This is a genomic window from Microbulbifer sp. SH-1 (assembly GCF_011326135.1).
In the GTDB taxonomy this organism is placed as follows: Bacteria; Pseudomonadota; Gammaproteobacteria; order Pseudomonadales; family Cellvibrionaceae; genus Microbulbifer; species Microbulbifer harenosus.
In genome coordinates this window covers 2,889,228-2,904,772 of the sequence record NZ_CP046948.1, presented here as the reverse complement: position 1 = coordinate 2,904,772, position 15,545 = coordinate 2,889,228, and the positions used below count along the sequence as shown (strand labels likewise).

Annotated in this window: 10 protein-coding genes; 8 read left to right on the top strand and 2 right to left on the bottom strand. The window is 59.4% G+C overall.

Annotated features, from left to right (window positions below; translation table 11 throughout):
• Window position 1: 1 nt before the first annotated feature.
• Window positions 2-490, top strand: coding sequence for a nitrate reductase cytochrome c-type subunit (locus GNX18_RS11915; RefSeq protein ID WP_166218362.1), 489 nt, complete (start codon window positions 2-4; stop codon window positions 488-490).
• 20 nt (window positions 491-510) lie between these two features.
• Window positions 511-1,170: a cytochrome c3 family protein gene (locus GNX18_RS11910; RefSeq protein ID WP_166218359.1), complete on the top strand. Its 660-nt coding sequence runs from the start codon at window positions 511-513 to the stop codon at window positions 1,168-1,170.
• A 222-nt stretch (window positions 1,171-1,392) separates the two neighbouring features.
• Here the strand turns inward: GNX18_RS11910 and GNX18_RS11905 are convergent, their stop codons facing one another.
• Complete coding sequence (locus GNX18_RS11905; RefSeq protein WP_166218356.1) at window positions 1,393-2,886, bottom strand: mannitol dehydrogenase family protein; 1,494 nt, start codon at window positions 2,884-2,886, stop codon at window positions 1,393-1,395.
• 256 nt (window positions 2,887-3,142) lie between these two features.
• Window positions 3,143-4,558, bottom strand: coding sequence for a glucuronate isomerase (gene uxaC / locus GNX18_RS11900; protein WP_166218353.1), 1,416 nt, complete (start codon window positions 4,556-4,558; stop codon window positions 3,143-3,145).
• Between the two features lie 491 nt (window positions 4,559-5,049).
• On the opposite strand from uxaC, the gene GNX18_RS11895 reads away from it, so the two are divergent.
• The 6 genes from GNX18_RS11895 (at window position 5,050) to GNX18_RS11870 (ending at window position 15,252) form a co-directional block, all read left to right on the top strand.
• The gene (locus GNX18_RS11895) at window positions 5,050-6,015 is read left to right on the top strand and encodes a sugar kinase (protein ID WP_166218350.1); all 966 of its coding nucleotides are present in this window, start codon (window positions 5,050-5,052) and stop codon (window positions 6,013-6,015) included.
• A gap of 468 nt (window positions 6,016-6,483) precedes the next feature.
• Window positions 6,484-7,476: a TRAP transporter substrate-binding protein gene (locus GNX18_RS11890; RefSeq protein WP_371808106.1), complete on the top strand. Its 993-nt coding sequence runs from the start codon at window positions 6,484-6,486 to the stop codon at window positions 7,474-7,476.
• Between the two features lie 187 nt (window positions 7,477-7,663).
• Window positions 7,664-8,242, top strand: coding sequence for a TRAP transporter small permease (locus GNX18_RS11885; RefSeq protein WP_371808105.1), 579 nt, complete (start codon window positions 7,664-7,666; stop codon window positions 8,240-8,242).
• 15 nt (window positions 8,243-8,257) lie between these two features.
• Window positions 8,258-9,559: a TRAP transporter large permease gene (locus GNX18_RS11880; protein ID WP_166218341.1), complete on the top strand. Its 1,302-nt coding sequence runs from the start codon at window positions 8,258-8,260 to the stop codon at window positions 9,557-9,559.
• 426 nt (window positions 9,560-9,985) lie between these two features.
• On the top strand, window positions 9,986-11,605 hold the full coding sequence (locus tag GNX18_RS11875; RefSeq protein ID WP_138235083.1) for an alpha-amylase family glycosyl hydrolase: 1,620 nt from the start codon (window positions 9,986-9,988) through the stop codon (window positions 11,603-11,605).
• A gap of 476 nt (window positions 11,606-12,081) precedes the next feature.
• Entirely contained in the window at window positions 12,082-15,252 is a 3,171-nt protein-coding gene (locus GNX18_RS11870) for a hypothetical protein (protein ID WP_166218338.1), read from the top strand.
• Window positions 15,253-15,545 lie beyond the last annotated feature (293 nt).

Below are 15,545 nucleotides of genomic sequence, written 5' to 3'. Positions count from 1 at the left end.
GATGAAGGGAAGGCAGGTTTTTTCGCTCGCTGCCGCGCTAATCGTGCTGGCGTGCGGTCTGGCAACTGTCGCGGAGCAGTTTCCGGAGACGCCTGGACCGGATGGTATTCGCAAGGGGGGTACCCTGTTTGAAGAGCAGAGTGCGCCACCACTGGCCGATCCGGTCAATGCCCAGGGGAAGCGCGTGCGCGCCTATCCCGAGCAGCCACCCACTATTCCCCACACTATCCGCGACTACCAGATCGATAAAAACGTCAATCGCTGCCTTGAGTGCCACAACCGTATCCAGACCGGCGTGAGTGGTGCGCCTATGATCAGCATTACGCATTTCATGGACCGGGATTTTCAGGCGCTGGCAGATGTGGCACCGCGGCGCTATTTCTGCCTGCAGTGTCACGTGCCCCAGACCAATGCAGAGCCGCCGGTGGGGAATAGCTTCAAGGATGTGGATATTCTGCTGCGCAACCGGAAGCAGCAGTCCGCCCAATAATGTAAGCCGGGAATCGAGCGATGGTGGAGTGGATAAAAAGCTACTGGCACACACTGAGCCGACCGGCGACGGCGTTCAGCCTCGGCTTCCTGTTGTTGAGCGGGTTTATTGCCGGCATCATTTTCTGGGGCGGATTCAACACCGCGCTGGAAGCGACCAATACCGAAAAATTCTGCATCAACTGCCATGAGATGCGCGACAACGTGTATGAAGAACTGAAGGGCACCATCCACTGGACTAACCGTTCCGGTGTGCGTGCCACCTGCCCGGACTGCCATGTGCCCCACGAGTGGACCCACAAGATCGCACGCAAAATGCAGGCGTCCAAAGAAGTGTGGGGCAAGATTTTCGGCACCATCAACACCCGTGAAAAATTTCTCGATAAACGCCTGGAACTGGCCCGTCACGAATGGGTGCGGCTGAAAGCCAACGACTCGCTGGAATGCCGCAACTGCCACGATTTCGAATTCATGGATTTCAGTGTGCAGAGTGAGCGCGCGCGCAAACTCCACGCCACCCAGCTCGCCACCGGCAAGGCCACCTGCATCGACTGCCACCGCGGTATTGCCCACCACCTGCCCAACATGGCAGACGAAGACGCCTGGGGCCCGGACAATCCCGCAGACGACGCCAGCCGCTTTGGTGAAGAAAATCCGCTGAATACCGAGGGCACTAAGTAAGAACCGCAAAAACCAGTAGCAACCCGAATTTTCGAGCGCGCATAAAAAATCCCGCGGTGTTGGCCGCGGGATTGAAAGGTTGTTTCCTGCAAATACTCAAATCGAGATTTGGAAACTAAGCGAGAAAAAAACAAATAGAAAAACAAACTAAAAACTGACAAATTCAAACTGTGCCCCGAAAAAACGAGGGGCTAATCAAAACGAAAATTCAGGCCGCTGCCATCAGCCGACAGAAGAAAAATGCTTCTGCACACATGCCAGGGTGCCTTCCGCATCCAGCTTGTCCAGCCAGTCGTTTACCGCACTGTGCAGGCGCTCACTGTTGCGCAGGTCTTCCCCGAACACCGGCGTGAACGCCAGGAAAGCCGTCGCCAGCGCGTCATTACCCTGAGGCTTGTGCTCGTCGCACAGTGCCTTCAGGTCCGCCGCCAGCGGATCGGAAACCTCGATGGCATTACCTTTCTCATCCACCGCGGACACATAGCGAATCCAGTTCGCCAGTGCGAAACTAAGCACCTCAATAGGACCTTCGTTTTCCAGCTGGTGGCGCAGGGTGCCCAGCCAGCGCTGCGGGATCTTCTGTGAACCGTCCATAGCGATCTGCCAGGTGCGGTGGCGCAGCGCGCGGTTTTCAAAGCGTTCAATCAGCTGCGCCTGGTAGGCCGCGATGTCGAAATCCGCCGGCACGTCGATGGAGGTGGTCGCCTCGCTTTTCATGAAATGCAGCGCCAGCTTGTTGAACGCAGGCTCCGCCATCACATCCGCCACGGTTTCAAAACCGGACAGATAACCGCTGTAGGCCAGCATGGAGTGCGAACCATTCAGCAGGCGCAGCTTGATCAGCTCGTAGACTTCCACTTCATCGACAAACGTCGCGCCGGCCTTGTCCCACTCCGGGCGGCCGCGCAGGAAATTATCTTCCACCACCCATTGAGCGAAGGGCTCCGCCATCACCGCCGCCTCATCCCGACAGCCAAGAATCGCCTCCAGCTCCGCGCGATCGTTATCGGTGGTCGCCGGTACAATGCGGTCCACCATGGTGGCTGGTGTGGTGGTGTTGTCGGAAATCCACGCCGCCAGTTCCGCGCTGACCTTTTCCGCGTACTGCACCAGCACCTTGCCCAGCAGCTTGCCGTTGGACGGCAGGTTGTCGCAGGACAGCACGGTAAAGCCCGGCAGACCGCGCTCCTTGCGCAGTGCCAGCGCACCGACGATATAACCCAGCGCGGATTTCGGCGCCTGCGGGTTCGCCAGATCGTGCACCACATCCGGGTGCTGTGGATTCAGGTTGCCGCTCGCGGGATCGTGGCAGTAACCCTTCTCGGTAATGGTCAGGGAAACGATGCGCACGCTTTCCTGGGCCAGCAGTTCCAGCAGTTGCTGTGGATTCTCAGGCCCCACCAGCACATCACTCACCGCGCCGACGATCTGTACTTTGGTGCCCGCATTGGATTTTTCCACCACGGAATAGAGACCGTTCTGCGGCACCAGCTGATCGCGCACACCCGCGGAACGCAGGCTCGCGCCCACAATGCCCCAGCTTGTTTCACCGGCGGCAATGCGGTTTTCGGTGTACCACGCCTGGTGTGCGCGGTGGAAGGCGCCAATGCCCAGGTGCACGATGCCGGTGGTGACCTCGCTGCGGTCGTAGGACGGTTTGATCACCTCTGCGGGGAGGTTTTCGAGAATGCTGTTGTTGAGTCTTTCTTGGCTCATGTTTTTCTACTCGGTTGAGCGAACTTATCTTTTCGCTTACGAAGTAACGTGCTCTGAATTTAAGCGGGAGGGCCGGGGATCTGTTTTCAGAAGCGTCGCAAACATGGATGTTTGCGCCGCAGCGCCCAGGGAGGGGTTCACAGCGGTTTTGAAAACAGATACCCGGTGCTCCGGCGCCACTGAACTTAAACAGAGCTCAGTGGGGTTCGCCTGCAAGCAGGCTCCTACAGGAGGAGCTTGCCGGCAGTGGCATTTGTCAGAGTTTGTAGGCTTTCTTCGCCAGGTTGTAGGCGAGGTCGGCGGCCAGTTCGAAGGCTTCGTCTTCCTGCAGGCGGTGGTCGGAAACCAACTGCGCCAGCCACACACAGTCCATGCGGCGCGCCACATCGTGACGGGCGGGAATAGACAGGAAGGCGCGAGTATCGTCGTTGAAGCCGACGGTATTGTAGAAGCCGGCGGTCTCCGTCACCTGCTCGCGGAAGCGACGCATACCTTCGGGGCTGTCGTGGAACCACCAGCTCGGGCCCAGCTTCAGCGCCGGGTAGTGCCCCGCCAGCGGCGCCAGCTCGCGGCTGTAGCTGGTCTCGTCCAGGGTGAACAGGATGATGGTCAGGTCCGGCTCGTTGCCCACCGCCTCCAGCAGCGGACGCAGCGCACGCACGTATTCCGTCGGCGATGGGATATCGCAGCCCTTGTCGCGGCCAAAGCGCTCGAACACCACCTTGTTGTGGTTGCGGTAAGAGCCCGGGTGGATCTGCATCACCAGGCCGTCCTCGAGGCTCATGCGCGCCATCTCGGTCAGCATCTGGCCGCGGAACAGCTCCGCATCCGCCGCACTGCCGTTGCCCGTGCTGACCTTCAGGAACAGCGCCTCGGCATCCGCCGCAGACAGGTTCGCGGTGGTGGCGGTGGGGTGCCCGTGATCGGTAGAGGTCGCGCCCATCTGCTTGAAGAATTCGCGACGGTTGCGCAGCGCCGCCAGGTAGCCCACCCAGGTGGAGGTATCTTCGCCGGTGATTTCCGCCAGCTGCGCCAGGTTATCCACAAAGCCCTCGAAATCCGGATCCAGCACCGGGTCCGGGCGGAAGGCGGTGATCACACGGCCTTTCCAGCCGCTGTCGAGGATGGTCTGGTGATGGCGCAGATCGTCCAGCGGGGACTCGGTGGTAGCGATCACTTCAATATTGAAACGCTCGAACAGCGCGCGCGGCAGGAACTCCGGCTTTTTCAGTTCGCTGTCGATACGCTCGTAATACAGCTCGGCGGTCTCGCTGCTCAGCTGCACGTCGAGGCCAAACACATCATGGAACACGGTATCCAGCCAGGTGCGCGACGGGGTGCCGCGGAACAGGTGGTAGTTGTCCGCCAGCAGTTGCCAGATCTTGCGCGGATCCTGTTCGACCTCGGTGCCGTCCTGGGTACGGATGCCCAGGCGCTCCAGCGCAATGCCTTGGGAGTAGAGCATGCGGAAGACATAGTGATCCGGGCGAATCAGCAGGTTGGCGGGGTTGCCGAACGGCTTGTTTTCCGCGAACCAGGATGGGTCGGTGTGACCGTGGGGGCTGACGATCGGCAGATCTTTCACGCTCTGGTAAAGATTGCGGGCGATGTCCCGGCTTGCTTTATCGGCCGGAAACAGACGGTCGGGATGCAGGATCAGCGGGCGTGTCATTGTGGATGCTTCCAGATTTCGGGTTTGCCATTTGGGATCGGCTGATCGGGTTACTTGCACCGCTGCCGGCCCCGCTTATTGTTGTAAGGTTTCATCTCCGCCGCGAGCTTAGTGTTCTAAGCCCAAGCTCGGCCCCAACAAAGAAAAGCCCGGCTCGCCACCCGGTAAATACCGGAGAGGGAGCGGGCGGTATGCGCGAAACAAAGGCAAGGGGGTCCAAACCAGCCCCCTGTGCCCGGTGCGCCAGGCGATGGAGAAAACCGCGATGCTGATGCGAGGTGTCGATCAGCACCGGTTGTTGCCATGTTGCCAAAAATTGGTTATACCAGTCAACCATCCTGGTAAGGCATTTCGTGGCAGACAAGCTCACTCCGGTCGCAAGACGCGTCTGGGCTGCGAGAATCGAGGTATCTATTGATTCTGCGGCGGGTGTATCCTACCAAATAGTAATAAAGACTATTAGATAGTATTTTTGTATTTTGGAGAGTCGAGTGAAACTGGCAGCACTGGGAGAAGTCATGGTGGAGCTGGCGCCGCAAGCGGTGAGCCAGGGGAGTGGGCAGAAGGCGCTGCTAGCGCAGTCGTATGCCGGAGATACCTACAACACTGCGGTCTACATCGCCCGCGGTGGCGTCGAGGTCAGCTACGTCACCATGCTGGGGGAAGACCCCTACAGTGAGGAAGTGCTCACTCGTCTTGCCGACGAGGGTATCGACACCAGCGCTATTGCGCGCCTGCCGGGTCGCTGCCCAGGCCTGTACATGATTCAGAACACCGCCGATGGCGAGCGCTACTTCACCTACTGGCGTGGTGAAGCGCCAGCGCGGGAGCTGTTCGCCGATCCCGCTCGTCGTGACGCACTGAAGGCGCACCTGAATCAGATGGACTGTCTGTATCTGTCCGGCATCACCCTCGCCATCATGAATCCGGAAGCCCGCGCCGAACTGTTGGCGTTTCTGAAGGAATATCGCGCGAATGGCGGCCGCGTGGCCTTCGACAGCAATTACCGCCCGCGCCTGTGGGCGTCCGCCGAGGCCGCGCGCACTGTGGTGGCGGAGTTCCTGCAGCAGGCGGACATGGCGCTGCTGACTTTCGAAGATGAGCAGGCGCTGTGGGGCGATGAGCGCCCGGGCAGCTGTCTCAAACGCAACAGCGACTTCGGCGTGGCGGAACTGGTGATCAAGCGCGGTGCCGAGCCGGTGTTGCTGCAGGTCGATGGTGTTCTGACCGCCATCGACGTGCCGCCGGTCTCCAGCGTGGTCGACACCACCGGTGCCGGGGATTCCTTCAACGCCGGCTACCTGGCTGCGCGCCTGCAGGGTGCCAGTCCACAGCAGTCGATTGCCGCCGGCAACCGCTGTGCCGCCCGTGTGATCGGCCACCGCGGCGCGATCATTCCGCGTGTGGAGTACTTTGCTGATGCGGCCGGCGGCGCGGTGGCGGAAGCGGCCTGCTGATACGGCGCATAGGGTGGACCGGTCAGGCAAAGATGGTCGGGCCGGGTCCGCAATTGATGATTAAAAAAGCGCCAATTTGGCGTAGCATTGATCGCTGTTTTTGTGGAGCATATCAACGTTCGCCTCACTTTGTGCCCTGTAGGAGCCTGCTTGCAGGCGAATGGGGCAGGACTTCGGACTGTTCGCCTGCAAGCAGGCTCCTACAAAGTCCGCGCGAATTTCGGCGAGAAATGGCGCCAGTCTGGCGAGTTTTTCACTGCAGCGCGGGCATCTGATGGCGTGCACCCGAAGTCATGCGCGATACCGGTATGCCATGCACCGCGTTGCAAACTGAAATCTCGGATTGCGCCACCTGACCGGTTGTTGTTAGCATGGTATGACCAGTTTGGTCTGCCATTGGCCCGGGTGCGTCCCGGGGGCATACCGACAAACCTGTACCCGATAAGAAATAGATCGCAGGTCAAGATGATGATAATGAGAAAATTCATGCGGCAGCTGGGCGCTGCGGCGCTGGCGGGCGCCACTGTGTTGATGGCCAGCTGCGGCTTCAAAGAGGATCAGGTGGCCCTGAAATTGGCCCACACCCTCGACCAGCAGCATTCCGTGCACCGGGCCATGGTCTTCATGGACGAGCGCCTGCGCGAACTCTCCGGCGATACCATGCGTATCGACATCTATTCCGGCGGCCAGCTGGGCAGCGAGCGCGAGCTCATCGAGCTGCTGCAGATCGGCAGCCTGGCCATGACCAAGGTCTCCGCGAGTCCCATGGAGGGCTTCGTGCCGGAGATGAAAATTTTCAACCTGCCGTACGTTTTCCGCGATTCCGATCACTTCTGGAATGTGCTGCAAAGCGATATCGGCAAAGACCTGCTGCTCGCCTGCGAGCGCGCGCGTTTGCGCGGCCTCGGCTACCTCGATGCGGGCAGCCGCAGCTTTTACATGAACGATGTGGCAGTGCAGACACCGGCAGACCTGAACGGCCAGAAGATCCGTGTGCAGAACAGCCAGACCGCGATCAAGATGGTCAACGCCCTCGGCGGCGCTGCCACGCCGGTGAGCTGGGGCGAACTCTACACCGCGCTGCAGCAGGGCGTGGTCAACGGTGCCGAGAACAACCCGCCGAGCTTCTATCTCTCCAAGCATTACGAAGTTTCCAAATACTACACCCTGGACGAGCACACCTATGTGCCCGACCTGCTGCTGATCAGCACCGAGGTGTGGAACAAGCTCGAACCGCAACAGCAGGCGTGGCTGAACCAGGCGGTGGAAGAGGCGGTGGCCTACCAGCGCAAGCTGTGGCAGGAGTCCACCGAGGAATCCCTGGCCGCGGTGAAAGCCGCCGGTGTGGAAGTGATCTACCCGGACAAGCAGCCCTTTATCGACGCGGTGAAGCCCCTGCACGACAGCTACAAGGGCACCGAAGTGGGCGATCTGCTGGAGCAGATCAAGGCGATTAATTAATCCGAGTGTATGCGCGCACTCCTGTAGGAGCCTGCTTGCAGGCGAACGGTCCGGAGCTTCGAAGGGTTCGCCTGCAAGCAGGCTCCTACAGGCGACGGGTCCAACAGAAAGAAAATTGCAGGTTGGGCGCAGCGTGTCCGCAAGAAATAAGAGCCCACTAGAAAAATAACAGTGGAAGGCAAAGATGATGCAGAAAATTGAAAAGGCGCTGGCTTTAGTGCTCGGCTCCCTGCTGGCACTGATGGTGGTGGACGTCACCTGGCAGATCCTCACCCGGTTCCTGCCGATGCAGCCGAGTTCTTACACCGAAGAGCTGGCGCGCTACCTTCTGGTGTGGATCGGTATCCTCGGCGGCGCCTATGCGTTCCGCAAAAAATCTCATCTGGGAATTGATCTGCTCACCAACGCACTGCACGGCGCGGCGCGCAAGTCTGTACAGGTTTTTGTGGTGCTGGTGTGCTTTGCCTTCGCCGCCTCCGCGATGGTTTATGGCGGCACCAAGCTGATGCTCCTCACCTTTGAGCTGGAACAGTACTCTGCGGCACTGAATATTCCCATGGGCTTCGTCTACAGCGTGTTGCCGCTCTCAGGCCTGCTGATCTGTATTTTCTCGCTCGACCAGTTGGTGGAGCTGCTAACAGCGAAGCAGGAATTGCCGGCTGAATTCGACTCGGGTGTACATCCCTACACCGAAGGCGCGGATGGCGAAGCTTCCGTTGCTCAAAAAGAAAAACAAAAGCAGCCCGAAGCTGCCGTTGAAGCCTAAGCGAGGAGAGCCACCGTGGAAGTCGCCGTTATCGTATTGCTGGTCAGTTTTCTGATCCTTCTCGCCCTGAACGTACCCATTTCCATCAGTATTGGTGCGGCCACCGTGCTCACCATGCTGTGCACTATCGATTTTGATCCGGCCATGATCACCATGGCTCAGCGCATGGCCAGCGGCATCGACAGTTTTGCGCTGCTCGCGATTCCGTTCTTTATTTTCTCCGGCATGCTGATGGGGAGTGGCGGTATTGCCCGTCGCATCATTGATTTTGCACGGGTACTGGTGGGAATGCTCCCCGGCGGCCTGGCGTTTGTGAACATCATCAGCTGCACCCTGTTCGGTTCCATTTCCGGTTCCGCGGTGGCGGCGACCTCCGCCATCGGCGGTTTCATGATTCCGTCCATGACCAAAGAGGGCTACGACAAGAATTTCAATACTGCGGTGACCGTGGCTTCTTCCACCACCGGCCTGCTGATTCCGCCGAGCAACATCCTCATCGTGTTCTCGCTGGCGTCCGGCGGTGTGTCCATCGCCGCACTGTTTATCGCCGGTTACCTCCCTGGCCTGCTGCTGGCGCTCGGTCTTATGATCGTATGCGGGATCTGGGCCAAGGCCAAAGGGTACCCGGTAGGTGAAAAGCCGACCCTGAAATTCGCTCTGCAGAAAACCCTGGATGCGGTGCCCAGCCTGTTCCTTATCTTTATCGTAATCGGCGGCATTATCAGCGGTTTCTTCACCGCCACCGAGGCCAGTGCGGTTGCGGTGCTCTACTCGCTGTTGTTGTCCTGCGTGGTGTACAAGGAAGTGAAATGGGGTGAGCTGCCGGCGCTGCTGACCAGGTCCGTAGAGACCACGGCGATTGTGATGTTCCTGATTGCAGCGTCCTCGGCGATGTCGTGGATCATGTCCTACCAGAATATTCCGCAGACCATCAGCCAGGCACTGATCACTATCAGCGAGAATCCGCTGCTGATCCTGCTCACCATCAACCTGATTCTGCTGGCCGTGGGGGCGTTCATGGACATGACCCCGGCGGTACTGATCTTTACCCCGATCTTCCTGCCGGTGGTCACCGAGCTGGGAATGTCGCCACTGCAGTTCGGCATCGTGATGATCCTGAACCTGTGTATCGGCCTTTGCACACCGCCCGTGGGCAGTGTGCTGTTCGTGGGGGCAAGTATTTCCAAAACATCAATCACGGCGCTGATTCGCCCGCTGATGCCCATGTACCTCATGATGTTTGTGGTACTGGCGCTGGTCACTCTGGTGCCGGCGATCAGCGAGTTTCTGCCGCGGGCGCTGGGATTGATCGAGTAACCCTGACGGGCTGCTCACCGAGGGCGGCGATTCTCCGCTGCCCGTGACAGCGGCATGTTGCATTGATTTCCTCGCATCATCATCAGGATGGTATTGCCGGGCTTTTGCCCGGCTTTTTTTTGTCGCCACGGTACGCGTGGTGGTGGGGGCAACTGAGGAGCGGAATGCGGCAGGAATTGAAAGCTCCGAATTTTCGATGGTGGACGTAGTGGCTGGGCCACAACGGAATCCGGCCAAACTTTCTCCTCCCCATCGAGGGAGGAGGGCCTCCATCGACACTGCTGCCACAATTCTCGCATCGCCATAATCCGTTACCTTCGGTGATCCTCACGGCTATGTCGGTATCCGGTGTAGTCGCACGGGTAATGAAAAAGCCCGAATCACGTGTCTGGTAACGCTGAAAGGGAGGCGTCTATTTAGACATCCATGGATTTACAATTCCGCACTGACCCATCCCAGCTGCCACGCGCTGTATCCGGCGGCGTGCGCTTTATCTACGATGCCGCACCCGGCGTCCGCAGTGTCGCGCTGGCGGGCACGTTCAACAGCTGGGTGGGCGACGCCTGTATGCTGGAACGCATTTCAGCCACGCGCTGGCAAACCACGCTACCGGTGCCGGCCGGACGTCACCTCTACAAGTTTGTCATCGACGGCTCGGACTGGATTGTCGACCCCGCCAATCCCTGGATCTCGGAAGACGGCCAGAACAACTCCTGTCTGACGGTGGATGAAGCGGGCGAGGTGCTGATGCGCCAGCCCGGTTTGAGCGCCGCCACACCGGGCCCCCTGCACGCGCGCCCGGCGCTGGCCAGCCCGGACTGGCTGCGCGACGGTGTGATCTACCAGTTGTCGGTACCCGCCTTCGGCGGCGACTTTGACGGCGTGCGCGCCAAACTCGCTTATCTGAGTGAGCTGGGCGTCGATGTGCTCTGGATCATGCCGGTCCATCCCATCGGCATAGAGGGACGGCGCGGCACACTGGGCGATCCTTACGCGGTGCGCGACTTCGATTCCATCGATCCCGCCCTGGGCGACGCCGCCTCCCTGCGCGCGCTGGTGGACGCCGCGCACGCGCGCGGCATGCGGGTGATCCTGGACTGGACGCTCAACCGCAGCGCCGTGGACCACCCCTTCACGCGCACACATCCGCACTGGTACACGCGCCGCGCCGACGGAAGCATCTATTACGCCGTCCCCAACCGCGACTATTTCGCCGGTTTTGACTTTGCCGAGCACGAGCTGCGGCGCTACCTGATCGGCAGCATGCGCGGCTGGATCGAACGTTTTGACATCGATGGCCTGCGCTTCGACGATTCCGACATCACGCCGTGCGATTTCCTCGAGCAGATCCGGACCGCGCTGGCAGCGGTGCGCCCGGATATCGCGCTCATCTCCCAGGCCTACGACGAGTTTCACCACCTGGCTGCCTGCGACCTGACGTACGAGGGCGGCACGCGCGAGATGCTGCGGCGATGCGCTCAAGGCCAGGCCGATGGCGCGGCCTTCGGCCGCTACTGGCGTGAGTCGACCTACAGCTTCCCGCGCGGGGCATTGCGTATGCGCTGGCTGGAAGAAAAAGAGCAGGGCCGCGTCTCTGCCTTCCTGGGGCAATCCGCCCACCGCCCGGCGGCGGCGGTGCTGCTGGCCATGGATGGGGTACCGCACATCCTGATGGGGCAGGAATTCGACGAGCCGACCTGGACTGACTGGTCCGTGCTGTTCGACGCCTACCAACTCAACTGGAAGGCCTTTGACGGCGACATCTACGCACATTACCAAACGCTGATCGGCCTGCGCCGCAGCCACGCCGCGCTACGCACCGGCGGCACCGTCTTTGTGGATGGCTTGCCCGCCGGTGGCGTCGGCTTCATTCGTCATGATGAGAGCGAGCGCATCCTTGTGCTGGCCAACTTATCGCCATCGCCCCTGGCTTTCGACGCCGGGCTAGCGCGGGCCAAACCTCTGTATGCGCAGGGCTGGGACGACGCCGGCGCCAAGCTGGCACCGTATGGTTGGATGATCGGAACGACCGTTGGTGAACCGTGAGTAGGCGCAAGGCCTGATCCGGAATGCAAGATTTTGGTCGAGCTGCGCGGATGACCACAAGACGATTTCATCTCGAAATTGGTAAATCCGCTTTGCAGAATTTTGGCGCACAATATCCTTTTGTGGTATCTGGAAATGCTTTTTGCGCCATAAGGTGCGGGTAATTGCTGGTATTTTTCGCACAAAGTCACAAAACAGAATGTTGCACCAAAGTGTCGCGTTTACTTCAGCTCTAACTTTGCCTAACCTCTCATCGCTTTTTGGTATTGCCAATTAATCATTAGGTAAAACAATAATGGCAAGCCGGACAGTCGGGATGGTATCGCGGTATCCGCCACCCACAGCGATGATGATTGGTCCTGCTATCCCTCAAGTTGTATTCCGGACAGTAGATCTGCGGTGACTCCAGTGCGGAGTGGTTCGCCGTGGCCGGTCGTCTGAAAAATCTTCTCGATAACAAAATAACGGAAGGTCACATGCAATTTGAGCTGAAGAAATCGGCAGTGCTCAGCGCGCTGCTGGGCAGCGTCATGGCCGCGGGCGCGACAGCGCAGCCCATTGGCTACGCTACCCTCAACGGAGGTACAACCGGCGGCGCCGGTGGCAGCGTGGTGTATGCCACCACCGGTACCGAAATCCACGCGGCCCTGTGCAATCGCCCCTCAAGCGATACCCCGGTCATCATTCACGTGGAAGGCACCATCAATCACGGCAATACCAGCAAGGTCTCCGGCAGCAGCTGTAATACCGCCGACGGTGTAATTGAAATCAAGGATGTGAGCAACGTGTCCCTCATCGGTGTCGGTAACGGCGCGCTGTTCGATGAGCTGGGTATTCACCTGCGCAATGCCTCCAACATCATTCTGCAAAACCTGCATGTGCGGAATGTTAAGAAATCCGGTTCGCCGACCTCTAACGGGGGCGATGCCATCGGTATGGAATCGAACGTGTACAACGTCTGGGGCGATCACCTGACCCTGGAAGCGTCCGGCGGTGAGAGTGAAGGCTATGATGCGCTGTTCGACATGAAGGCCACCACCAAATACGTAACCCTGTCGTACAGCATTCTGCGCAATTCCGGCCGCGGCGGCCTTGTCGGCTCCAGCGACAGCGACGACAACAACGGCCCGGTGACCTTCCACCACAACCTGTACGAGAACATCAATTCCCGCACCCCATTACTGCGCCACGCTACCGCGCACGCCTTCAACAACCACTACTCCGGCCTGGTTTCCTCCGGCATGAACCCGCGCATCGGCGGTGTGATGAAGGCGGAAAACAATTACTTCGAAAATTCCAAGGATCCACTCGGCACCTTCTACACCGACGATATGGGTTACTGGGAAGTAAGCGGCAATGTCTGGTCGAACATCACCTGGAGCCCGGAGGGTTCCGACTCTCACCCGGCGGGTCCCAACCCGGTGTCCACCACCTCGTTGAACGTCCCCTACAGCTACCAGCTGAGCGACGCCGGTTGTGTGCCGCAGATCGTGGCCGCGACCGCCGGTGCCAACAACGGCCTGCTGGTGGATGACGGCAATTGTGAGGTGACCGGCGGCGGCAGTTCCTCCAGCAGCTCTTCCAGCTCCGGTGGCACCAGCTCCAGCTCCTCCAGTTCTTCCAGCTCTGGTGGCACCGGCAGTTCCGGCGGTTCCGTTCCCGGCGAACTGGGGGCAAACCTGTCCATCGGTGCAGGTTCCGACGGTTCCAGCAAGGGCAGCGGCAGTTACGGTGACGTGCGCGATGGCGATCTCGGCAGTGCCTGGCAGCCGTCTTCCAGTAGTGGCGAGCGCGTCTCCATCAAGTGGAGCAGCGCCACCAGTTTCAATACCGTGATCATTCGCGAGAATGGCGACGCGGTACAAAACTGGCGTCTGGTGAACAACGACACCGGCGTGGAACTGGCATCCGGTAGTGGAATTGGCAGCGCATTGCAGGTGTATCTGGGCGATGTGTCCATGTCCAAAATCAACCTGGAAATCGACAGCGCCAGCAGCGCGCCGTACATCGCGGAATTCGAGGTGTACAACGCCACCGGTGATGTGGGCTCTTCGTCTTCCAGTTCTTCCTCCAGCTCTGGCGGTTCTTCTTCCGGTTCCTCGTCCAGCAGCAGCTCGTCTTCCGGTGGCACAAGCTCTTCTTCGAGCAGCTCTTCCGGCGGCAGCAGCTCCAGTTCGTCTTCCAGTGGCGGCACGTCTTCTTCCTCTGGTGGCGCCTTCCCGTCTCCGGAAGTGAGCACGGCCTGCTACACCCTGGCCACTGACCCGAACGTAAACTGGCGCGACTCCAGCGAGCTGGATACCGATCAGGAAATTGTCGAGTGTCTGTTCAAAACCCTTGGCCGTGCGGTGGGCTACGGTGAGAACGCCATGGGCGGTTACGACCCGAACGGCAACAGCAAGCTGACCGTCATCACCAAAAACGACAGCCAGGGCCGCTCCGTTGAACAGCAGCTCCTGGATGCGGTAACCGGCAATGAACCGAACTGGATCGTGTTCGACAAGTTCGATTTCGCAACCGAAACCGAAATCTCCATGCACCGCAATCACTGTGCCGACGCCTCTGTGCAGGCGGCCATCGGTGGCAGCGAAGCCCAGTGTATCGACTACCGTCAGTGGTGTGCCGATAACGGTGTGTCCGCGGCGAACTGTGCGGTGGAGTTTTTCAACGACCGCCTGAACGACAAAAACCTGCCGATCCGCAACACCAAGATCGGCTCGCACAAAACCCTCGACGGTCGCATGAGCAACGGCTATTTCCGCTTCAATGGCTTTGCCATCGGTGCGGACAGCAGCGGCACGCCGACTATGACCAGCGAGCATGTGATCCTGACCCACCTGGATTTTCGCGGTGCCGGCCACACAGAAGACCACGGTCTCGATCCGGACATGATCCGCAACACCGGTGCGTCTCACGACATCTGGATTCACAAGAACACCTTCGACACCACTGGTGACGCGGCGTTTGATGTGAAAGTGGGTGCCTATGACATCACCATCAGTTTCAACAAACTGATCAATGTGAAGCGCGCGGCCCTGCACGGTTCCAGCGACAGCCGGACCATCAACGAGCAGATTCGCACCACCATGCACCACAACGCGTTCATCACCACCGACGACAGCTACAGCAGCCTGGGCAACACCCTGCGCCGCATACCGCTGATCCGTCGCGGCACCACGCACATGTTCGACAACTTCTTCATGAACTATCGCAAAGACATCCTGAGTGTACGTGTCGGCGCGAGCGTGCTGTGGGAAGACAACATGTTCCTGATGAACAGCATCCACCAGGAGAAAGATGACGTGGTGCAGGCGCTGAACGAGCGCGGCGATGAATTGGCGCGCGATGTCGACGACGGCAACTTCCGCTCTGAGGGCAGCAAGGTGTGGTTCTCCGACGCGGCGTGCAACCTCGATCCATCCCTGGTTTATGAAATTGCCAACGCGTCCGGTTCCGTCGCCGATCTGAAGCAGGATTACTCGCAGTACTCCCGCGATGTGATCACCGCCGAGCGCCGCCCGGCCGGCCAGGCACTGGCGGACTACGTCATCGCGACCGCGGGTAAAAACGGTGAGATTCCGTTCAGCTCGCCGCTTGGTTACAGCCAGGATTACGTGATTGGACTGGGCGAAGTGGCCTGCCAATAAGGTTCTGCACTAACCTGACTTAACTTAATTAAAAGCCCGCGCATCGGCCGATGCGCGGGCTTTTTGCAATCCGCTTTACGTGAGCAAACCGAATCGCAGATGAATCCGGTGCGCGATTCTGCGGCATATCGGTGCATGCTACGTGGGGAATCACGCCGTATGCCCCACAATGGGCTGCAACAGGCTTTACATAAAATCTTTTTGTGACTAACCTCTTTCGATGTATTGGTATTGCCAATTATGGCTTTCATTGAGCCGAACAAAACAATAATGGCAAACCAATATCGAAGCCG

Excerpts from the sequence above, each read along its gene's own strand:
- GNX18_RS11910 (WP_166218359.1), top strand. The coding sequence starts at position 511 with ATGGTGGAGTGGATAAAAAGCTACTGGCACACACTGAGCCGACCGGCG.
- GNX18_RS11890 (WP_371808106.1), top strand. The coding sequence starts at position 6,484 with ATGATAATGAGAAAATTCATGCGGCAGCTGGGCGCTGCGGCGCTGGCG.
- GNX18_RS11915 (WP_166218362.1), top strand. The coding sequence starts at position 2 with ATGAAGGGAAGGCAGGTTTTTTCGCTCGCTGCCGCGCTAATCGTGCTG.
- GNX18_RS11905 (WP_166218356.1), bottom strand. The coding sequence starts at position 2,886 with ATGAGCCAAGAAAGACTCAACAACAGCATTCTCGAAAACCTCCCCGCA.
- GNX18_RS11875 (WP_138235083.1), top strand. The coding sequence starts at position 9,986 with ATGGATTTACAATTCCGCACTGACCCATCCCAGCTGCCACGCGCTGTA.
- GNX18_RS11885 (WP_371808105.1), top strand. The coding sequence starts at position 7,664 with ATGCAGAAAATTGAAAAGGCGCTGGCTTTAGTGCTCGGCTCCCTGCTG.
- GNX18_RS11870 (WP_166218338.1), top strand. The coding sequence starts at position 12,082 with ATGCAATTTGAGCTGAAGAAATCGGCAGTGCTCAGCGCGCTGCTGGGC.
- uxaC (WP_166218353.1), bottom strand. The coding sequence starts at position 4,558 with ATGACACGCCCGCTGATCCTGCATCCCGACCGTCTGTTTCCGGCCGAT.